The following is a 21,731-nucleotide window of genomic DNA, read 5'->3' on the forward strand; positions in this document are numbered from 1 at the left end:
GTGATTACTTTCTATGAGGATCGTTAAGCTGGAGACTATCTCCAGCTTTATTTGTCTCGCTTGAATTACTTCTCAAAAGTTTTGAGTGATTTATCTTTTTGACTCTCGTTATCTGCTTTGGTCGATTGCTCATCGACTTTTGCACGGGCACCGGTATTGTTGCCAGCAAGGGTCGATGCAGCAGCAGCAGTCTGACCGCGAACGATGCCGCCGAAAGCTTGATAAACACCGATAGCGGCAATCGCAATGAGCGCTACGATAATGATGTACTCAGTCATACCTTGACCTAGCTGACGACGACGTAAAACGAATTTATTCATGATTTCTCCGACAGGTTATAAAATGAAACTAAATATTGCGTGCGAAGAGTAATGTGAAAAAACAAATTATTTTTTGACAATTACATATCGTTACATTACTTGCAGTTTTGCAAAACTTTTCTTTCTTAACGGAAATTATTCTTGCTAATTTTGATGTTAAAAAGAAATTATTTCTTTCTTTATCAATTTTAATTTCTGAATTTGTAACTTGAGGGTAAAAAGATATTGATATACTTACAATTTCATGAAGCCCATTTTCCAATAAAACATTTATTTGTTTTAGAGTTAGGAATACATTTCCAATTCGTAAGTAAATTTGATTTACGTTTCGTAACGCTTAGTAGTAAAAAATAGTGCTTTGATAAATTACACTCCTCATAGCAAGGTTAAACTAGAAGGATTTGTTCATTAAAATCTTGCTATTGAAAAAAAGTAGTCGTACTCCCCCACAAATACCGCACATCTTTACCTATATCAAACGTCGAGTTAAATGAAAAAACTATCGTTATCAACATTAAGTATCTGCCTGATCACTTTTTTAAGTATCGCGGGCTGCAATAAAAAACCGGTTGAAGCACATTCTGTGAACCCGGCTGCCAGTCCAGCGAGCGCCGCGTCGGAAACTGCGACGCCACCTACAATCGCTGCAACACCTGCAGCTCCAACTGCAGCAACGCCGTTTGATCTGGACTCCGTTGCCATGACTACTGTTAACCTGCCGCCATTTCCTTATGTTGACTATCCGGTAACGTTAGACGAAAGTTATCGCTCTGGATTACCTCCTACGCCATTTGATATTGCTTATGTCATTGCAGGAAATGAGTTAAAAACCGTAGAAGGAAAAGTGTCGATACGCCACTTCCCCAACAATCCAGCAAAGCTCTCTGTGGTCGCAGCACAGCGCAATTATGACGAAGCGATCAAAGCACTTGGTGGTGTGAAGGTGAATAAGCTTGAGCCCACAGATCCTGCCTTTATAAAAGCGCAACCAGGCGGACTTGAAACTCTTTTGGGGAAATTGCATATCAACGATAGTCCGCGCTCCGATAATCATGGCCTTGAGTCGTTTAGCCAATACCTTATCCGCACCAACAAAACCAATATCTGGATAGCTGTCATTGAAGAAAACGGTGGAATAACGACCACATTGGTCACCGTAGAAGAAAAAGCACTGGAACAAAGTGTTGCACTGATTAAGGCAGATGCGATGGCGGCAAGTTTGCAAACACAAGGTCATGTTGCCCTGTATCTTTCCTTCGATACTGACAGTGATGTGATCAAAAGTGCGAGCAAACCGGTCGTAGAAGAAATCGTTAAACTGCTACGTTCAGATGACAAGTTACAACTCAATATCGAAGGTCACACCGACAACGTCGGCTCAGCTGAACATAACAAAAACCTGTCGCTAGCGCGTGCGCGTGCGGTAGTAAAGGAAATCACCGATAAAGGTATAGCCGCTGCGCGACTCAATGCGATTGGTCTTGGTGCAGAAAAACCTTTGCAAGACAATACGACAGAGCAAGGCAGAGCAAAGAATCGTCGGGTCGAGTTGGTAAAGCGCTGATTGGTTGGTGCTAAGTTGTACAACACAACTTAGCATTTCACAATTCCCAACTCACTACAGTTTAAGTCAGCCAAAGATCTCCGATAATCCAAATACCGCGACATCACGGTATTTGGAAGTCTCATTTTTTTGCGGGTGTCAACACGACTAAGCATGTCGCAAGCACTACCCCGGCGCATCCTGCCAGAGTGCTCAACGTGATATTTTCGTTGAGAAATAAAAATCCCCACAATAAAGCAAACAAGGGAATCAAAAACGTCACCGTCAGGGCCTTGGTTGGACCAATGTCGTGAATCAGGCGGAAGTACAACAAATAGGCAATCGCGCTGCAAAGCAGAGACAGCGCGGCAGCGGCCAGCACAATGGCAATCGTGACAGCACCTGGAACGGGTGAAAATGGCAGTGACGGTAACAGAAATAGTGCACCACCCACCTGAGACGCTGTTGCCATTAAAACCGGATTGACGTCGACCGACAGCTTCTTGGTATATACACCAGCTAAGGCATAACAAATCGTCGCCGCAGAACATGCCAGCAATGCCAGCAATAACTCGGTACTCCATTCCACTGGCCCCAACCGTACCAGCATGGCTACTCCAAGCACGCCGACCAGCATGCCTGCCATTTTACGCAGCGTGAATTGTTCTCCCAGAAAAATCGCTGCCATCACTGCGCCCCACAAGGGACTTGTCGCATTCATAATCGCCGAATATCCAGCTGGAATATGCTGCGCCGCATACGCATAAAAGACTGCTGGTAAGGCAGTGCTGATGGCACCAAGTATCAGGAACGATTTCTAATACTGACGGAAAACAATCGGCTGTTTGCTGACTAACATCCAGGCAATCAGCGCCAGATCGGCCAGACCAACACGTATCTCAGCCGTCCAGAATGCGCCAAGCACAGGAGCGATAATGCGCATGAATAAAAACGAGGCACCCCAAATCGCCGCCAGGCTAAATAATCGGAATAAGTCACTACTGCGCATGTCGGTTCCAGATAATCCAAAGAGCGTCAGCTTAACAAAGACTGCGGTTCTGCGCTCGCCAGAATCGGACACAAGATAGCAGACAATCTGCTCAGGATTGTAGATTGAAATTACATAGGCTTAAAGCGCCAGGCGTAGGCTTGACTGACTTTGAGTTTTTCATTACTACCATGCAATTCAACCGTGTAACGCCCCATCTCGTCGCGGTGTGCTTTGGATATCGCATCGGCGCGCACCACCACGCTGCGGTGAATTTGCCAGAATTGTTCACTATCGAGACCATCCATAATTTCTTTCAGCGGTTTGCGCACGTGGGCTTCATCGCTTGCGCATACCACCCGGGTATATTTTTCATCCGAAGTAAAAAACAGGATTTTATCGATCGCGAACATCTTGATCGTATCGCCAACACTGGCGCTGACCCAACGTATCCGCTCCGGCGCATTGTTGCGCAGGCGTTTATCTAACGCCGACATTAACTGGCTGATATCGGGCGCATCTTGCTTGCTGTCGATCCGTGTTTTCAAACGCTCTATAGCTTCAATCAGACGCGCTTGTAATATTGGTTTAAGCAAATAGTCCACAGCGCCTGCCGCAAACGCGTCAATCGCATAACTGTCATACGCCGTAGTGAACACGGCATGACAACGCCCTTTGACGGCGTTGGCGACGTCTAAACCTGTCATGCCCGGCATACGGATATCTAAAAAGGCGATATCTGGTTGGTGTTCGTGTATCGCCTCCAGCGCTTCTGCGCCGTGTTCGCATTCAGCAACAATTTTCAATTCTGGCCATAGTTCAGCCAACATACGGCGCAGCTCTTTGCGTGGCAAATCTTCGTCTTCAGCGATGATTGCAGTCGTCATATTTTTCTCCCACCGTCTCTGATTATTTTTCTAAAGGTAAGCAAATGATTGCGGTAACACCGCCTTCAGGATTGGCTTTTAAAGTCAGGCTCGCAGCATCGCCATACATCGATGCAAGGCGTTCTCTGATGTTTTCCAGACCGATGCCAGAGCCACTCGTCGTGCCACCAAAGCCAACACCATCATCTGCCACGCTCAGCTCAAGCAAGCTTTGCTTATCAAGCACCAGTTCACGTGCGTTGATTGCAATATGAGCTGGCCCTATTTTTGGTTCAACGCCATGTTTGATCGCATTTTCGACCAGGGAAATCAACATTAAAGGCGGCAAAGCAGCATCTGCAATTTCAGATTCAATCGAGAAATTCAGGCGTGGAATTCTGGCCTGCATCAAATTCAAATAAGCACGAGCAGCATCGAGTTGCTGTTGCAGCCGTGCTTGAGAAGAACTGCCATCTGAGCGAAATTTTGGGATAGTCGCCCGTAAATAATCGACCAGATGATCAACGATTGCGGTTGCTCTGACTGGTTCGGTATTAATCGCAGAGCGCACGCCAGCTAAAGTATTAAACAGGAAATGGGGCTCCACTTGCGCCACCAACACCGACAAACGTAATTCAGCTTCGCGCCTGGCTTCTTGTGCCTGCTTTAGTTCACGCAAACGCTGGTCTTCCAACAGGCGTTTTTTCTGACGGAAAAACAACCACAGGTCAAATCCACCACCCAAAGAAATCACGATTAAGGTGTCGACGAAGCCGTTCACAACCGGTGTTAAGAACTGGTTGATATTTTGATTCGCTTCTTTAGCTGTTTGCTCATCTGATGATGCAGCGGCGGAGGCGGTACTTACTTGGGGTTTTGGTTTTACAGAATGGAAGCTGTTAATTCCACTCTCCAACTCTTTACTTGCCGGACTATCGTGTCCCTCAAATTTGGCTGCAAATTCAAAGCTGCCATGTACTTTTTTTTCTGAGCTGACCCAATCACAAAAATAATCGGATAATTGATAGATGCCATAGCTGAGCAATCCGCCAAATACCAACGCCAATGTCAGGTAAATAGCTTCTTTTTTTTCGACAAACTGAAGCTGACGTACTAACACAGCCAAACCCGGCCCAGTAAGGTATAAAGCCGACACACCTATACTAATCGGCAACATCACTGGTAATACTTTACTCAGTGGCAAACTCAATAGTGTTGTGATTACCAGGATAAGCAAATCGATCACCACCAGAGGTATCAGCCATGCCAGGCTTCGGTAGTAATACCATGTGCGCGAAAAAACCGGATAGTTGCGTGCCCGGGTAAGCCAGCTGTCACTACCGATTGAAACTTCAGGCGGCAGTGGCTGTTCAGTGGAGCGATTATCTATTTTAGTCATCATCCTTATGTTCCCTCAGGCAAAAGCATCGCTACTCAGGCTTAGCGAATCAACGCAAATTTAAGGAAAATCAGAATAGAAATGGAAGTATGCGACGAAATCGCAGATAGCCTGATGAAATCAGGCCAAAGCGCGATGGATTACGCAGTATCACCGGCGACTTGATCGCCGCTGACGTCGTCAGCACCGGATTCAGTCACGGCAGGTCGTTGTTGTTGTTTGGCAATGCGAATGATGGTGTTGCGTATCGAACTCAATACCGCGACAGAATTGAAAGGTTTGACGATAAAACCTTGCACACCACGTTGTTGGGCAGCTTGCAAAATTGCGGCATCGATCTTAGAAGAAACCATAAACAACAATGTCTTTGGTAATTCTTTACGCAAATTATCAAGGATAGCGAGACCTTCTTCATTCGCTTCGCCGATATCGATACAAATAATTTGCGGTTTGAGTTTGATCACCCGCGCCAAACTGGAAGGTGTCAGATTCGCATCGCCAATCACTTCATGACCACCGTTATTTAATACGGATGTCAGCAAATTTCGGGCAACGGCATTCGCATCCAGGATAACGGCTTTAAGCATAAGTACACCATGAAGTTTGAGTCATCTGCATATTAATGCAAAAATATAAAAAGTAGTAAACCAGGTGCTGTCGTTGGCACATTCTGTGGCTGGTTTGCCCTGATTTGCTCGCATTGCAGCCTAGCGATTGCTATCTTCCCGTCCACCTACCTCAGGTTTTGCATTTTTTACATACATGTCCAGCCAACGGTCTTGCTCCCATAACATCTGCATAATGGATTCACGGGCGCGATAGCTGTGACTTTCGTTTGGTAACATGACCAGACGAGACACTGCGCCCAAGCCTTGCAAGGCCTGATACATGCGTTCACTCTGTAGCGGGAAGGTACCGGTATTGTTGTCTTGTTCACCATGAATCATGAGTAACGGGTCTTTGATCTGGTTAGCAAAGTTAAACGGCGACATATCCTGATACACTTTTTCAGCCTGCCAGAAATTTCTGTCTTCAGACTGAAAGCCGAAGGGTGTCAGTGTGCGGTTGTATGCGCCGGAACGTGCAATACCGGCGCGGAACAGGCGGGTATGGGCGAGCAAATTTGCCGTCATAAACGCACCGTAACTATGACCACCGATAGCGATGCGATTGCGATCAGCGACGCCAAGCCGCACCACTTCATCGACAGCGGCTTCTGCATCCATTTTCAATTGTTCGATATAGGTATCATTTGGCTCCCTTTTACCTTCACCAATAATTGGCATGCCTGGACCATCCAGCACGGTATATCCACGCGCTAACATCACCATCGGGCTGTTATACGAAATGCGGTTGTATTTATAGGCCGAACCTGTGACTTGTGCTGCTGCATCCGCTGTTTTGAATTCACGCGGATAAGCCCACATTAACATCGGGCGTGGTCCATCACGCTTAGGCTCGTACCCTGCTGGTAAGTACAAGGTCGCACTTAACTCTACGCCATCAGCACGTGCATACCGGATTTGTTGCTTTTTTATGCCCTTTAATTGCGGCAAAGGTGTAGCGAAATTCGTTAATGCGCGTGGTGATTCATTGCCTGCGAGATCACGTACAAAATAGTTTGGACGCTCATCGCTCGATTCTCTGCTCGTAATAATCCTGCTACCATTGTCATTCAAGAGCCCCACCACGTGTTCATAATAAGGCGCTTGTGAACGGAATAAATGTACGCTCTGTTTGGTGGTGAGATCGTATCGGTCTAAGAAGGGTCGATCACCTTCAGGACTCGCACCCAGACCAGCGAGAAAAATGGCTTTTTCGTCTGGTGTAGTTTTCAAGGTCGGTAAACCGAACTGATTCAACTCGATCACCGGATTGCCCTGATTGGCGTATTGATCTTCCGTCTTACGACTAAACAGCAATTCCGGTTTCACATCAGCAACACCGGGATGGATACGCCAGGTGCGGGTATCACGGGTTTTCCACCAGCTTTCGGTGACTAAAGCCAAGCCATCGTTGCCCCACTGCACGCTGGAAAAACGCCATGCGAGTTCCATCAATTTTTGTGGTGGCGCATCAAATGGCGCTGGTTGTTGCACCAGCAAATCGCGTACTTTAGCATTGACTTCCGGGTCACCGCCCGCCTGCGCTTCCAACCAATACAGAGTCGCAGGCTTATCGGTGCGCCAACCAAAATCACGCGGTCCCTGTTGAACCGCGTCACTACCGGTTGGCAAACGCTCACGCATAGGGCGTTCAGCGACAGTCTTTATTTTCTTACCTTGTTTATCCCACAGTTCGATTAATTGACCGAAGCGATCCATGGGCAACATCGTGGAATAGGGACGGCGTAATTGCGTGGTCAAGATCATTTTGCCATCGGGTGACACCTGTGCTTTACTGAGAGTCAACACCGGATTTAGACGGTGCAATTCACCTTTGGTATTTACAAAACCTAATTGCGTTTGCAGTTCCCAATCCAATATTGCCGAATCGGTAGGTGTTTTGAGCATATCTGGATAAGTGCGGTTTTGGGTAATTTTGCCACCCTTGGTTTCCAGGGTATTTGGGCCGTCTGGAATAAATGGCGCGGGCGGCAAAGGTTTTTGACGCAGTGGCAATAAATGCACAAATAATTGCTCTGACCCATCGCTCCATTCAAAACCGGGGCTGGTGGTTGCATTTAATTTATCGGCAATCAGCCGGTGCACTCGCGCTTTCTTGACATCGAGCAGCCACAACTCTACCCCACCCTCGACCCAGCAACTAAATGCGACCCATTGCTCATCGGGTGACCATGCAGTGTCGGCGATACGTGGATTCTTGGGCACGCCACTGACTGCAACGGTTTTTCCGGTTGTCACTTCGAGGATACTGAGGCCATTTCCGAACTCAAACTGACTCGCGGCACGAGTACGCGGATTGATGCGTAAGCCAGCGAGTCGCAATTCAGGCTGCGCAACTTCGGCGATGCCCGGCAAACCTGGCAACGACATCAACAAGGCAGTTTTACGTTGGGGGCCCAACTTAAAATTCGGACCGCGTGGTGCGTCAACGATCGCCTGCAACTCGGGTGGTGGCATTTTGTAGATGCCATCATTGGGATTCACTGCTCTTGCGCCATTCGCTGATAAACAAAAAGGTGAGACAATCAGCAACAACAAAGGGGTCAGTCGGCGCAAGTTCGAAGGCATAGTCAAATAATGATGCATGTTTCTGAGTTCAAGACGCGGTCAATGAAAAATGAGGACACAAATTGGGGGCATACATGAATGAGCTACCAATCTCATTCTGCCAGGAAAGTACAGCAGTGTAGCGCGACGCCATTCTTTGTCTACTGATAATTTTGAAATAACGGTAAGGTCAACCGTATTTGCTGCAGCGCACATGGCTGCGCTTTTTACGACAAATACCGTCGCTTTTTCATGCTTTTTTCGTATTCTCAGTGTGCAATTGAGCATGAGACTCGCTCCTTAGGCTAATTATCCTTAGTATGATGCCTGTGTAGCGGGTGTCATTTCGCAACGAATGCAACTAGTCCATAAAAAGAGATTAATATGTCAACAACATCACCTACCTGGTTTGCCAACCTGGGTTTGCGCGGGAAAATGCTCATCGCGGTATTAGCGATGGTTGTGATCGGCTTCACCGTCACCACCAGTTTGCTCAGTTTCCAGGCCAGCAAGATGCAATCGGAATCGGCTGAACAATATGCAACGCAATTGGCGATATATAACGCCGGCCTGATTACCGAAAAAATCGATCTCGCCCTTCATGCCGCCCGCAACATGGCTGCTAATCTGGCCGCGATGCAAGCGTCTGGCCAAGCGAACCGCGCGAATGCCGACCTGCTGTTAAAGAGCATCCTGGAAAGCAATCCTGAATTTACTGGTGTCGGCACTATCTGGGAACCCAATGTGTTTGACGGTAAAGATAGCGAATACATAGGCAAACCCGGACACGATGCGACGGGCCGCTACTTACCGTACTGGAATCGTGGCAGCGGTCAAACCCAGGTGGAAGCGTTGACTGATTACGACAAGGAAGGCGCTGGTGACTATTATTTGCTGGCCAAAAAGAGTGGCAAAGAAGTCCTGTTGGAACCATACATGTACAAAATCGCTGGTAAAGACGTATTCATGACGACGATAACCGTGCCGATTGTGATCGCTGGTAAGTTCGCGGGTGCGGTCACGGTTGACTTGCCGGTTGCAGGCTTTCAGCAAGAGGTGAGTAAAATTCGTCCTTACGAAACCGGTTATGCAAGCTTGTTATCAAACAAAGCAGTGTTTATCGGCGACGTAGACGCTAAGCGTGTAGGTACTGAATTAGGAAAATTATCCGGTAACGAAGCGGCGTTATCCGCCATTGCTCATGGCGCAACATACTCAGATACGATAGACGATACGAATTTAGACACCCGTATGTACCGGATTTTTGTGCCTATTCGCATCGGTGGCAGCGATACGCCGTGGTCATTTGTGATCAACGCTCCGGAGGACAAAATTCTGGCTCAGGTGCGTCACCTGCGAAACGTTTCTATCATCGTTGGTTTCTTAAGCGTGCTGGTGGTATCGGCAATGCTAGTCTTTGTCATCAATAAGTTAATCATCCGCCCTCTCGGCGGGGAGCCCGATGTTGCAGTGGATATCGCCAGACGCGTCGCAGAAGGTGATTTAACTACGCATGTTGAATTGCAAGCCGGTGATCAAAGCAGCATGTTGTATGCGCTGCATATGATGCAGGTGCAATTGCGTGGCATCGTTGGTGCGATTCGCGAAAGTAGTGAATTTGTATCGGGTGCTTCAAGTGAAATTGCAAAGGGCAATCTGGATCTGTCGCAGCGCACCGAAAATCAGGCATCCTCGCTGGCACAAACAGCCAACAGTGTCGAACAGATGAACGACACCGTGAAAAAGAATGCTGATAATGCCGAGCAGGCGCGCCAACTGGCGGTTTCTGCTTCCCACACGGCACATCGCGGCAGTGCCGAAGTTGAAAAAGTGGTGGCGACCATGCAAGATATTTCGGTTGAATCACGCAAAATGTCCGACATCATCGCGACCATAGAAGGAATTGCTTTCCAAACCAATATTCTGGCCTTGAATGCCGCGGTAGAAGCTGCGCGGGCTGGCGAGCAAGGTCGTGGCTTCGCTGTGGTGGCTAGCGAAGTGCGCAATCTGGCGCAACGTAGTGCCATTGCCTCCAAAGAAATCAAATCATTAATTGAAAATTCTTTGCACAAGGTGAATGAAGGTACGGTAGTGGTCGATGCCGCTGGTGCCACGATGAAAGATATTTTGTCTGCGGTTGAAGGTCTGTCGACCATCCTCGACGAAATTTCAACCGCCTCGTCGGCGCAGAGCCAGGGTATTGCACACATTAACGGTGAAATCAGCCTGATGGATGAATCGACTCAGCAAAATGCGGCTCTGGTAGAAGAATCCGCCGCTGCAGCCGACTCATTGAAAGATGAAGCACAAAAACTGTGGCAGTCGCTGACAATTTTCAATATTGGCAATAATGCCCATTCAACTAACTCATCGGCTGTGGCAAAACGCATACATCGTGCCCCCTGAAGTAGTGCTTTGCAATGACCCGTTTAGAACAGCTTGAAGTTATCCAAACTGCTCTAAACTCAAGGATTATCGAACTTGCGCGCAGTTAAGGTGAGAAAAAGCTCCCCCGTTCTCACCTTTTTGGAGAATCAAATTGGCACACTTTTTGCTGCATCGCAGCATATGTCTTTCTATATGAGTTTTTCATCGTGGTAAGCTAGCCGCCGAATTGATGCAATTCGAAACATTTTGTATTCAATATTGAAAATTAATTTGCCACAAAAGTATTTAAAAAGTATTTATTAACTAAAAACCAAAAAACGGAGAGCAGTTTGAACAAAATTCAACCATCCGGGGCGCACACCATCCTCGGGCACCCTGACAGCTTATTTGTCCTGTTTTTCACAGAAATGTGGGAACGTTTTTCTTACTATGGCATGCGTGCCTTGCTGGTATTGTTTCTGGTCACGGAAACGACCAAAGGCGGTTGGAGCTGGAGCCGTGCTGAAGCAATGTCACTTTATAGCTGGTACACCGGTCTGGTATATCTGACACCTATCCTCGGTGGCTATATTGCTGATCGTTTCCTTGGCAGTCGCCGTTCTGTGGTGCTTGGTGGTTTCATTATTGCCGCCGGACACGCGTCACTCTTATTTGATACACCAACGATGTTTTACATAGGTTTATCACTGGTAGTTGCCGGTACAGGACTGTTTAAACCGAACATCTCCGCCATCGTTGGTCAGTTGTATAACAAAGATAACGAACACGCACGTGATTCCGGCTATACCCTGTTTTACATGGGTGTGAATTCTGGCGCGTTCTTCGGTATTTTGTTGTGCGGCTATATCGGTGAAAAAATTTCCTGGTCGTATGGCTTTGCGCTCGCTGGTGGCTTTATGCTGTTGGGTGCTATTCAGTTCTTCCTCGGCCAGGGTATTTTCGGCGATATCGGTTTATCTAAGTCGCAACAGAAAACAGAAGTTGTCGCAGAAGTAGAACCTGAACCGCATATTGTTAAAGACCGATTGAAAGCGATTTTCGTTTTCTCTTTCTTTACGATTTTCTTTTGGTTCGCGTTTGAACAAGCGGGTGGTTCTATGACCATTTTTGCTGCCGATTACACAGACCGCACACTGGTTGGTACCAGCGGCATGTTGTTTAAAGTCGTTAACAGTCTGATGACGGTGATACCAACGGCGATTCTGAGCTGGTTGTTGCTGAAATTGTTTGCTGGCACGGCAAAACGCTATCTGGTATCGAATCTCCTGTTGATCACCTGTATCGGTATCATCTGGGCGTTGGTGATCTGGATGCTGGGTCGTGAATTCGGGATGTCACAATCAGACGTACCCGCAACCTGGTTTGGTGTACTGAACTCCTTCTTCCTGGTCATTCTGGCACCGATGTTCTCTAAGATGTGGGATAAATATTGGTCGCCAAGCGGTCCAATCAAATTCGGTACTGGTCTGGTTTTGTTGGGTCTGGGTTTTGCCGCTTTGTCTTACGGCGCAGCAGGTATCCCTGCTGGTGCAAAAACAGCTTCTGTCAGCATGGTCTATCTGATCGCCGCTTACTTCTTCCATACGATGGGTGAGCTCTGTCTGTCACCAGTTGGCTTGTCGTATATCAGTAAATTGGCACCACAACGCCTGTTGGGTCTGATGTTTGGTGTCTGGTTCCTGAATACATCAATCGCGAATAAGCTTGCAGGTATGAGCGGTAGCTACATCGATAAAATCTCGGAAACGTATTCTCTGTCGACTTTCTTCCTGATCTTCACCATTGTTCCGATTGCTGCTGGTATCGTGATGATGCTGTTGAACAAGTGGATGGCGAAGAAAATGCACGGTATTCACTAACATCGGTACCGCTTGCTTTAAAGAATAAAAAATCCCCGCTTGCCAAAACAAGCGGGGATTTTTTTATGGCGATATCAGCATCGATACCGCATCGAGTCCAACATATTACGGACGTTCAATTGCCAGTGCGACACCCATGCCGCCGCCAATACACAGGCTAGCCAGGCCTTTTTTGGCGTCACGACGAATCATTTCATGGATCAGGCTGACCAAAATACGGCAACCAGATGCACCGATAGGATGACCAATCGCAATCGCGCCGCCGTTAACGTTGATCTTGCTGGTATCCCAGCCCATTTCTTTATTCACACCGATGGCTTGTGCGGCGAACGCTTCGTTGATTTCCATCAGATCCAGATCTGCATGCGTCCAGCCGGCTTTTTTCAAGCACAATTGTGCTGCCGGAACCGGGCCCATGCCCATGATCGTTGGATCAATGCCAGCAGATGAATAAGCTTTGATGCGCGCTAACACTGGCAAACCCAGCTCTTCTGCTTTCTTGGCAGACATCATGATCACTGCTGCCGCACCATCATTGAGACCGGAGGCATTACCGGCTGTCACTGTGCCGTTTTTGTCGAACGCTGGACGCAATGCTGACAGAGATTCGAGCGTGGCACCATGTTTAATGAACTCATCGGTATCAAAAACCACCGTGCCTTTTTTGCTGACGATTTCTACCGGAATGATTTCATCTTTGAATTTGCCGGCTTTTTGTGCTGCTTCTGCCTTGTTTTGGGACGCCAAAGCAAACAAGTCTTGCTCTTCACGAGACACGCTATATTTCTTTGCAACGTTCTCAGCAGTTATACCCATGTGGTACTGGTTGTACACGTCCCACAGACCATCAACGATCATGGTATCGACCAGTTTGGTATCGCCCATGCGGAAGCCATCGCGGGAGTTGTTCAATACGTGTGGCGAAGCACTCATATTTTCCTGACCACCAGCAATAATCACGTCTGCATCGCCCACTTTAATTGCCTGGGCTGCCAGATGCGTCGCTTTCAGGCCGCTACCACAGACTTTATTGATCGTCATTGCTGGGACGGTGTCTGGCAAACCGGCTTTGATGACTGCCTGACGTGCGGCATTTTGACCAACACCCGCGGTTAAGACTTGTCCAAGCAATACTTCATTTACCTGATCACCATTGAGACCAATCTTAGCCAACAAGCCCTTGATCACAATCGCACCTAATTCTGATGCCGGGATTTTTGCCAGGGAGCCACCAAATTTACCAACGGCAGTACGACCAGCAGCAACGATTACAACGTCTTGCATATGAATTCTCCAGTTTTCCAAAAAAATGAAATGCTTAGCAATAATTGAAACATTCACGCTTTACAACAAGCTGACAGATTACACCAGCAACGGCAATAACGGCGGCCTGAACTAAATTTCAGACAAAAAAAAACCCCCGTGGGAGTCGGGGGCTTTTAGCTTTTTCACTAAACACGAAAATTAATAAAAAAATTCGCGCTTAATTTTTAATTACTTCTTTTTAGCAGTTGCTTTTTCAGCAGCTTGTGTGAATTGCTGAGTTGCTTTGCTGAGGTTTTCTTCCAAAGTCTGAACAGCTTGTTTCGTTGTTTTAGACAGTTGTTCGTAACCTGCGTTGATGTTACCAACAACAGATTTCAAAGCAACAACAGCTTGTTCGGAACCAGCTGGTGCATTTTTAGTCACTTCGTCGATCAGACCGATGACTTTAGTGTTAGTTTCAGCGATGTGCGCTTCAACTGCTTTCGTGAATTCTTGCTGAGTCGCTGTTGTGATGCTTGCCAGATGACGGCCATATGCCAATGCTTTTTCTGCGCTTGGCTGAGCTTGTGCTGCTGTCAAAGAGAAGAATTCTTGTGGATCTTTAGCTGCCAACAATTGCTTAGCAGTTGCAGTACCTTCTTCGAAAGATGCTTTAGCTGCATTGACGTTCAGAGCAAACAACTGCTCCAGACCTTCAAATGCTTTTTTGTTCAATGCTGTCAAAGAAGCAAATTGTGCTTCCAGGTTAGTTTTAGTAGCAGCGATAAATTGTTCTGGTGATGTAGTCATGACATTCTCCGGTAGTGAGGATTAAGTAATCGGCAGCGCCTACCACGAATTTGTTTATGGTGCACCGCAACAACCCTGATTCTACACGTCGGATTTTAAACGTCAAGCACTTTTTGTGCATCGCACCAAAATGAGCTAAATGATATTATTTGGCATAACAGCAATATTCAATATCCATGCGGGTTTCCAGCTTTTTTTAGATAACTTATCAAGTCAACCGCAAACTCGAGGGCTGATGTTTTTCTGCCTCAAACTTGAGCAGGCTTTGCTTATTTTTTAGGCCACCGGCATACCCGGTCAGCGCACCGCTAGAGGCAATCACGCGATGGCAAGGAATAATAATTGATATGGGATTGCGCCCATTAGCCGCGCCTACCGCTCTCACGGCTTGTGGATTTTCTATCTGTCTTGCGAGGTCGCCATAACTTAATGTGGCACCAAAAGGTATAGTTTGTAAGGCACGCCACACCTGCTGTTGAAACGAAGTTCCCGCTGAGAAATCTAAAGGCAAATCAAATTGCTCGCGAGTGCCGGCAAAAAACTCTCCCAATTGCTGTTTAGCAAGATTTAATGTATCCATGTTGTCTGCGCGTTGCCATCCGTCCATACCTTTGAAATGGCGGTGGTCTTCAAAATACACACCAGCCAATCCTCGCTCAGTCGCCGCCAGAGTTAAGCGACCTAAGGGACTATCGAATTCAGTAAATTTCATTTTATGACTCCTAAGACCTATTTTAATGATTGCCATAGCAAAAGAGCAGCATAGGCACGCCATGGCGACCACAAGGCGGAACGCTCTAATAGTTGTTTCTCACTCCAGCGAATTTCAGCAGGTTCGCTTGCTTGGGCGGCCGCCTTTTGCAAACCCAAGTCGCCAGCTGGAAAGGCATCTGAAAACCTGAGCGCCCGCATTGCAATGTATTGGGCAGTCCATTCACCAACGCCGCGTATTTGCTTCATTTGCGTGATAGCTTGTTCCAGACTACGATCAGCGGCGTTTTCAAAACCGCCATCGAGGGCAAATTGCGCGACATTCTGCAAAGTAGCAGCACGTGCGCCTGGAATGCCAATACTCGCTAATTGGTCGATCGATAACTGCGTTAACAACAGTGGTGTTGGAAAATGATGTGTCACTGCTGCAAAGGGCGTTGTCACTGCGACGCCAAAGCGCTGCACTAAACGTCCCGCAACCGTGGTCGCACCAGCAACACTGACCTGTTGTCCGAGTACGGCACGGATCGCCAGTTCAAAGCTATCGAAGGCTCCGGGTACACGCAAACCAGGCGTTTTCTGAATCTGACTGACCAACATAGGATCTTCTTGCAAATGGCTGTGGATCGTTTGCGGATGGGCTTCCAGATCAAATTGTTGACGAATTTTTGCCAATAAAGGCATCAATACTGGCGTTAATTCCGGTGCAACTTGCAAGCAAATCTGGTTTTTTTCTGGCAAATGACTGACCTTCAACCAACCCGACTTTCCGTCCATTGAAACACTACGCACATAAGCCATACCCGATTTTTCTGCGATTATCGCTTCCAACCCCGGCATGGCACGACCACGTAAATAGTGCATCAAGGCGTCCCATTCATACGGAGGTCGATATGCAAGACGCAGCGTCAGGCTTTCATCTGCGGAAGGTGTGGCACGCCGGACTTCACCTGGCGTCATGTGATAACGCTCAGAAAACAAAGCATTAAAGCGACGCACACTACCGAACCCAGCGGCAAAGGCAATATCAGCCATACTTAATGCCGTTTCTTGCAATAATTTTTTGGCAAACAGCAAACGCTGGGTTTGTGCCATTTCTACCGGGCTGACGCCAAATTCTTGCAGCAATACACGGCGCATTTGCCGCGAAGATAGACCGACCTGTTGTGCCAGCGTTTCGATGCTGGATTCATTGAGCGCTCCATTCGCGATTTTTCTCCAGATCGCATGGGCGAGATTTTGCTGTATCGCGTATGGTGCAAGTTCTGGCCGACAGCGCAAACATGGCCGGAAACCCGCGGCCTCGGCAGCTGCTGCCGTCGTAAAAAATATACATGATGTTTCTCGCGGCGTTTTCACGCCACAAATCGGACGGCAATAAATTCCTGTGGTTTTGACACCGGTAAAGAACACACCGTCAAAACGATTATCGCGCGCCGCCAGAGCACGATAATAGTGCTGCTGATGTTGTGCAGGTGTCGGGACATGTTTATCAGGGCTCATATTGAATTGGAAATTTGTTAAATACGCAGGTAGCAAGTTGGCCGCGAATCACTCGTAACCATCGTCAGTGAAATCAAGCTGCGCCAGACCTCTTTATACGCGGCCTCTCAGTTTTGATCTAGCCATTTTCGGACAAACAACTCTGTGTATGAACTCGCAATTCTTCTTCCTGCGCCACAAAATTATTGATTGAATTTTTTTAGTTTCGACTAGTCTGATACTATTCAATTTCTCTTTTTTTAATATATTAATTCACATGACCAAACCTCTGCTCATGCTGCTATGTTCTGCACTGGCAATTCAATCCGGTGTTGCAGCAGAAACTTCCGCGCCATCCACGCAAGCTAGCCCCGTCAAAAAAGCGCCACGTGCCAAAGCGCAAGCTACCAACCCTTTACTGGTAAAAAGCACGCTGCCATTTGAATATCCTGTCTTCGATAAAATTCATAATGAAGACTATGCACCCGCATTTGCGCAGGCAATGCGCGAGGAAGATGCCGAGATCAAAGCAATTGCTAATAACCCGGCGAAACCAAGTTTTGAAAATACCATCGTTGCCCTCGAGCGTTCAGGACAAAACTTTACGCGGGTTTCCAAAATTTTCGAAAATCAGACCGAGGCCAATACCAATCCGGCGCTGGAAGCCTTATCTGGTGATCTGGCACCGAAGTTATCTGCTCATCAAGATGCGATTGTGTTGAATGAAAAATTGTTTCAGCGGATCCAAACCTTAATCAATCAAAAAGCGAGCTTACATCTGGATGCTGAATCCGAACGTTTGTTGGATCGCTATTACGCCGATTATGTGCGCTCAGGTGTGAAGTTATCCCAGACCGACAAAGAAAAACTGAAATCCTTGAATGCCCAACTGGCCACAATGGAAAATAAGTTTAACCAGAACGTGTTAAAAGAAATGAATGCCTCTGCGTTAGTCGTCGATACGAAAGCTGAGTTAGCAGGTCTATCCACGGCTGAAATCGATACTGCTGCTGCAGCCGCCAAGGACAAAGGTCTGGATGGCAAATATCTCATTCCGCTGATGAACACGACTGGCCAACCATTGTTGGCAACATTGGAAAACCGTGGTACCCGTCAGCGTTTATATGAAGCATCGATCAACCGAGGCAGCCATGGCGGTGATGCAGATAATCGTGAAATCACGCTGACACTGGCCCGCCTGCGCGCCGAACGTGCACAGTTATTGGGTTATCCTAACTTTGCTGCATATAGCCTGGAAAACGAAACCGCCAAGACGCCTGCGGCAGTCAATAAAATGCTGAGCGGGTTAGCCCCTGCAGCCGTTGCGAATGCAAAAAAAGAAGCTGCTGAATTACAAAAAATGATTGACGACGAGCATGGTGGATTCCAGCTCGCAGCGTGGGACTGGGCGTTTTATAGCGAACGTCTGCATCAACAAAAATTTGCGTATGATGACAGTCAGTTACGGCCGTATTTTGAATTGAATAACGTATTGCAAAATGGCGTTTTTTACGCAGCAAATAAACTCTACGGAATTACATTTAAAGAACGCAAAGATTTACCGGTATATCACCCAACCGTGCGCGTATTTGAAGTATTTGACGCCGATGGCAAATCGTTCGCTATTTTTATTTCCGACATGTATGCACGCAGCAATAAGCGTGGTGGGGCATGGATGAATAACTATGTGGATCAGTCTGCTTTGTTCGGTTCCAAACCAGTAATTGCAAATCACCTTAACATTCCACAACCACCTGCTGGTGAACCAACCTTGTTGACACCAGATGAAGTTAAAACCGCATTCCATGAATTTGGTCATGCGCTGCATGGTATGTTCTCGCAAGTACGCTATCCGCGCTTCTCCGGTACGAATGTGCCACGTGACTTCGTGGAATATCCGTCCCAAGTCAATGAGATGTGGGCAGTCTGGCCAGAAGTATTGAAAAACTATGCCAAACACTATCAGACTGGTCAGGCAATTCCACAAGACCTGGTCGACAAAATCATCGCCAGCGGGAAGTTTAACCAAGGCTTTACGACCACGGAATATATTGCAGCAAGCTTGCTGGATCAACGCTGGCATCAATTGTCGGCAAAGGATATTCCGACCGATACCATGGCATTTGAAGCACTTGCTTTGAGAGAAGCTGGGGTTGATTTTGCGCCGGTACCACCACGTTACCGCACGCCATATTTCTCGCACAGTTTTGGCGGTGGATATTCTGCTGGATACTATGCCTATTTGTGGAGCGAGGTACTGGATGCCGACACGGTAGAATGGTTTAAAGAAAACGGTGGCCTCAGTCGCAAAAACGGTGACTGGTTCCGTCAGCAATTATTGTCACGCGGCGGTAGTATCGATCCTATGCAATCGTTCCGTAATTTCCGTGGTCGGGATGCAAAAATCGAACCTTTGTTGATTCGTCGTGGTTTGAATTAAGTTGATATTCTGACGCTTGATTGTTAAAAAAGGGAGGTGCAAAAATGCACCTCCCTTTTTAATAGGGTTAACCAGCATCTAGAGATGGTGCAACCCGCGCTATCAGATAGCCACAAAAAAACAAAACGCCCGATGAAATTCATCAGGCGTTCTTGCAACTCTGTTGACGCACAAGCTCTGTCAGGCTCGCTCGTCTGAGCAAAGCAAATAGTTATTCAAGCTTCCAGACAAAATCAACTTTTGCCCAAGTTTGTTCAGGCTTGCCATCCTTGGTACCTGGTTTAAATTTGCACTGTGCCAACGCGGTCAGTGCAGCTTTATCCAGGCTCTTAGAACCGCTGGATTTCTCTACTTTAGAATCAACCACTTTACCGTCTGTACCAACCAGAAAACCCATGCCAACTGTACCGGTTTCTTCATTCATCAAAGCTGCTTTAGGATACTTTGGTGGATCGCAAGACTTATTGTCCATGACTGGTGCAGTTTCTGCTGCCACTGCGGAAGAAGCTGCAGCGAGTAGCAACGATGCAATCAATGTAGAGAGCGATGATTTCATAATGATATTTCTTTTCGTTTCGGATAAATATAAAAAGTACTTATTTTGATGCATAGGACTGACATTGTATGGTTCTGGCAAGTAGTGAAACTAAACCTGCGCCAGACCAGCTATATTAGTCCTTAGGAATTAAAACTCTTCCCAACCGTCATCCGCAGCTGCTGATTTCGCATTTGATGAACTCGACGCGCTTGATGTCTTAGTTGCTGGACGAGATGCAGGCAAGGACTTCATCGGTGCGCGTGCTTTCGGTTTATTGACTTTCAAAGCTGGCTCTACACGTTTTGACGCTGGTGCAGGTGCTGGACGATGCGTCAGTAAAGAGTCATTGCCACTCAATTTAAAGACGCTCACGACCTTTGCTAACTCAGCAGCCTGATCTTGCAAACTTTGCGCCGCCGCCGCTGCCTCTTCAACCAAAGCCGCATTTTGTTGGGTCACGCCATCCATTTCAATAATGGCGTGATTGACCTCTTCAATACCTACGCTTTGTTCCTGACTTGCTGCGGTAATCTCAGCGATGATGTCGGTCACGTGTTTCACGCTGCTGACCACCTGATCAATCGTCACACCCGCTTGTCCCACCAGTTTAGTACCTACTTCGACTTTTTCAACCGAGGTATCAATCAAGGTTTTAATTTCTTTTGCCGCCGCAGCACTACGCTGAGCGAGGTTACGCACTTCGGCGGCAACCACCGCAAAACCACGGCCTTGTTCACCAGCACGTGCCGCTTCCACAGCGGCATTCAAGGCCAGGATATTGGTTTGGAACGCGATACCATCAATCACGCTAATGATATCGACAATCTTCTTGGATGATTCATTAATCGAACCCATGGTGTCCACTACCTGCGCAACCACCACACCACCCTGACGCGCAACTTCTGAAGCAGAAGCAGCGAGTTGATTCGCTTCTCTTGCATTGTCAGCATTTTGTTTAACGGTGGTCGTCAATTCGCGCATAGAAGACGTTGTCTTTTCCAGCGAACTAGCTTGTTGCTCAGTGCGGGAGGACAAGTCCAGATTACCCATCGCAATTTCGCTCGATGCAGTTGCAATCGTGTCTGTACCTGAACGGACTTGCGCCACAATATTAACAAGGCTGTCGCGCATGTTTTTCATTTCGAAAATCAGGCTATTCTGATCACCCGCAGCAACATCGATCGGGGCTGTCAGTTCACCAGCAGCAATCTGACCAGCAATTTGAGCAGCATAACCTGGCTCGCCACCTAATTGCTTGAGCAAACTACGGCTGATGTACAGCGCCGCCACCACACCGCCAGCAAGCGCAATCAACCCCAAAATCAACATCAGGCTGGTCGCTGCCTTGAATGCTGAGCTGGCTTCAGCGACAACCTGACCGTTGACTTTATCTTCCAAAGTTACCAATTCATCCAAGGTATCTAACCAGCTTTGTTGTACCGGGCGCACTTTTTTAATCAAAGCGATAGTCGCCATTTCCTGATTATTCGCCAGACCTAATTCTTGTGCTTTTGCTGGCAAACCTGACGCCGCGTTTTCACGCTCGGTCAATTTGCTGATCAAGTCTTTCATTTCCTGACTTGGTACGCCGTCAGTTTCTGATAATTTCAAGAACTTTTCTTTGGCTTCAGAATATTTTTTGGATTGATCGGCAATTTTGGCCAGATCTTTTTCCATGTCTGCAGCTTCATTGAGGAGTGTCAGATTGCGTAAAGAGACCATGCGATCATACACAATGGCACGCATATCCAGCGCCAGACGAGTTTGTACATTACTGACATTGACGATGTTTTCCAAACGGCCTTGAATCTGCGCCATTCTGGAAACACCGACAATCGTGACGGCAATGAGGAGTGCCAATACCAGAGCAAAACCTAGCCCCAGACGCTTACTAACGGTCATATTTGAGAAATTCATTGCGTAACTAGTCTGAAAAAATGGTTAAAACTAACAAAATCCCGGTTTTGCT

17 protein-coding genes are annotated in these 21,731 nt (G+C 47.3%); 4 read left to right on the top strand and 13 right to left on the bottom strand.

Annotated features, from left to right (window positions below):
• Positions 1-65: 65 nt before the first annotated feature.
• Positions 66-320: a hypothetical protein gene (locus ACO0KY_RS15530; RefSeq protein WP_423047549.1), complete on the bottom strand. Its 255-nt coding sequence runs from the start codon at positions 318-320 to the stop codon at positions 66-68.
• Positions 321-810: 490 nt separating this feature from the next.
• Here ACO0KY_RS15530 and ACO0KY_RS15535 point away from each other — a divergent pair, with 490 nt between their 5' ends.
• On the top strand, positions 811-1,884 hold the full coding sequence (locus tag ACO0KY_RS15535) for an OmpA family protein (RefSeq protein ID WP_423047551.1): 1,074 nt from the start codon (positions 811-813) through the stop codon (positions 1,882-1,884).
• Between the two features lie 121 nt (positions 1,885-2,005).
• On the opposite strand, the gene ACO0KY_RS15540 is transcribed toward ACO0KY_RS15535, so the two are convergent.
• The 6 genes from ACO0KY_RS15540 to ACO0KY_RS15565 all read right to left on the bottom strand — a co-directional run bounded on the left by ACO0KY_RS15540 (position 2,006) and on the right by ACO0KY_RS15565 (position 8,328).
• Positions 2,006-2,671 (bottom strand): DMT family transporter, encoded by a 666-nt coding sequence (locus ACO0KY_RS15540; RefSeq protein ID WP_423047610.1) that lies wholly within the window; start codon positions 2,669-2,671, stop codon positions 2,006-2,008.
• Between the two features lie 9 nt (positions 2,672-2,680).
• Positions 2,681-2,944, bottom strand: coding sequence for a hypothetical protein (locus tag ACO0KY_RS15545; RefSeq protein WP_423047553.1), 264 nt, complete (start codon positions 2,942-2,944; stop codon positions 2,681-2,683).
• 38 nt (positions 2,945-2,982) lie between these two features.
• Complete coding sequence (locus tag ACO0KY_RS15550; RefSeq protein WP_423047555.1) at positions 2,983-3,738, bottom strand: LytR/AlgR family response regulator transcription factor; 756 nt, start codon at positions 3,736-3,738, stop codon at positions 2,983-2,985.
• Positions 3,739-3,760: 22 nt separating this feature from the next.
• A complete protein-coding gene (locus tag ACO0KY_RS15555; protein WP_423047557.1) occupies positions 3,761-5,116 on the bottom strand; it encodes a sensor histidine kinase in 1,356 nt (451 codons plus the stop codon).
• A 140-nt stretch (positions 5,117-5,256) separates the two neighbouring features.
• Positions 5,257-5,703, bottom strand: coding sequence for an ANTAR domain-containing response regulator (locus ACO0KY_RS15560; RefSeq protein WP_423047559.1), 447 nt, complete (start codon positions 5,701-5,703; stop codon positions 5,257-5,259).
• A 120-nt stretch (positions 5,704-5,823) separates the two neighbouring features.
• Positions 5,824-8,328, bottom strand: coding sequence for a prolyl oligopeptidase family serine peptidase (locus tag ACO0KY_RS15565; protein WP_423047561.1), 2,505 nt, complete (start codon positions 8,326-8,328; stop codon positions 5,824-5,826).
• A 345-nt stretch (positions 8,329-8,673) separates the two neighbouring features.
• On the opposite strand from ACO0KY_RS15565, the gene ACO0KY_RS15570 reads away from it, so the two are divergent.
• Together ACO0KY_RS15570 and ACO0KY_RS15575 are read left to right on the top strand one after the other, a co-directional pair.
• A complete protein-coding gene (locus ACO0KY_RS15570) occupies positions 8,674-10,695 on the top strand; it encodes a methyl-accepting chemotaxis protein (RefSeq protein WP_423047563.1) in 2,022 nt (673 codons plus the stop codon).
• A 311-nt stretch (positions 10,696-11,006) separates the two neighbouring features.
• Entirely contained in the window at positions 11,007-12,536 is a 1,530-nt protein-coding gene (locus ACO0KY_RS15575) for a peptide MFS transporter (protein WP_423047565.1), read from the top strand.
• A 105-nt stretch (positions 12,537-12,641) separates the two neighbouring features.
• Here ACO0KY_RS15575 and ACO0KY_RS15580 read toward each other — a convergent pair whose 3' ends face one another.
• The 4 genes from ACO0KY_RS15580 to ACO0KY_RS15595 form a co-directional block, all read right to left on the bottom strand.
• Positions 12,642-13,820, bottom strand: coding sequence for an acetyl-CoA C-acetyltransferase (locus tag ACO0KY_RS15580; RefSeq protein WP_423047567.1), 1,179 nt, complete (start codon positions 13,818-13,820; stop codon positions 12,642-12,644).
• A 210-nt stretch (positions 13,821-14,030) separates the two neighbouring features.
• Positions 14,031-14,591: a phasin family protein gene (locus ACO0KY_RS15585; RefSeq protein ID WP_423047569.1), complete on the bottom strand. Its 561-nt coding sequence runs from the start codon at positions 14,589-14,591 to the stop codon at positions 14,031-14,033.
• A 208-nt stretch (positions 14,592-14,799) separates the two neighbouring features.
• Positions 14,800-15,303: a methylated-DNA--[protein]-cysteine S-methyltransferase gene (locus ACO0KY_RS15590; protein WP_423047571.1), complete on the bottom strand. Its 504-nt coding sequence runs from the start codon at positions 15,301-15,303 to the stop codon at positions 14,800-14,802.
• Positions 15,304-15,320: 17 nt separating this feature from the next.
• Positions 15,321-16,805 carry an AlkA N-terminal domain-containing protein gene (locus ACO0KY_RS15595; protein WP_423047573.1) on the bottom strand — a complete coding sequence of 495 codons (1,485 nt, stop codon included), beginning with the start codon at positions 16,803-16,805 and terminating at the stop codon, positions 15,321-15,323.
• A 256-nt stretch (positions 16,806-17,061) separates the two neighbouring features.
• Between ACO0KY_RS15595 and ACO0KY_RS15600 the strand changes: the two genes are divergently transcribed.
• Positions 17,062-19,224 carry a M3 family metallopeptidase gene (locus ACO0KY_RS15600; RefSeq protein ID WP_423047575.1) on the top strand — a complete coding sequence of 721 codons (2,163 nt, stop codon included), beginning with the start codon at positions 17,062-17,064 and terminating at the stop codon, positions 19,222-19,224.
• Between the two features lie 211 nt (positions 19,225-19,435).
• Here the strand turns inward: ACO0KY_RS15600 and ACO0KY_RS15605 are convergent, their stop codons facing one another.
• The gene (locus ACO0KY_RS15605; RefSeq protein ID WP_423047577.1) at positions 19,436-19,780 is read right to left on the bottom strand and encodes an energy transducer TonB; all 345 of its coding nucleotides are present in this window, start codon (positions 19,778-19,780) and stop codon (positions 19,436-19,438) included.
• 129 nt (positions 19,781-19,909) lie between these two features.
• Positions 19,910-21,679, bottom strand: coding sequence for a methyl-accepting chemotaxis protein (locus tag ACO0KY_RS15610; protein WP_423047579.1), 1,770 nt, complete (start codon positions 21,677-21,679; stop codon positions 19,910-19,912).
• Between the last annotated feature and the right edge of the window lie 52 nt (positions 21,680-21,731).

It is taken from the genome of Undibacterium sp. Dicai25W (assembly GCF_049340505.1).
Lineage (GTDB): Bacteria > Pseudomonadota > Gammaproteobacteria > Burkholderiales > Burkholderiaceae_D > Undibacterium > Undibacterium jejuense.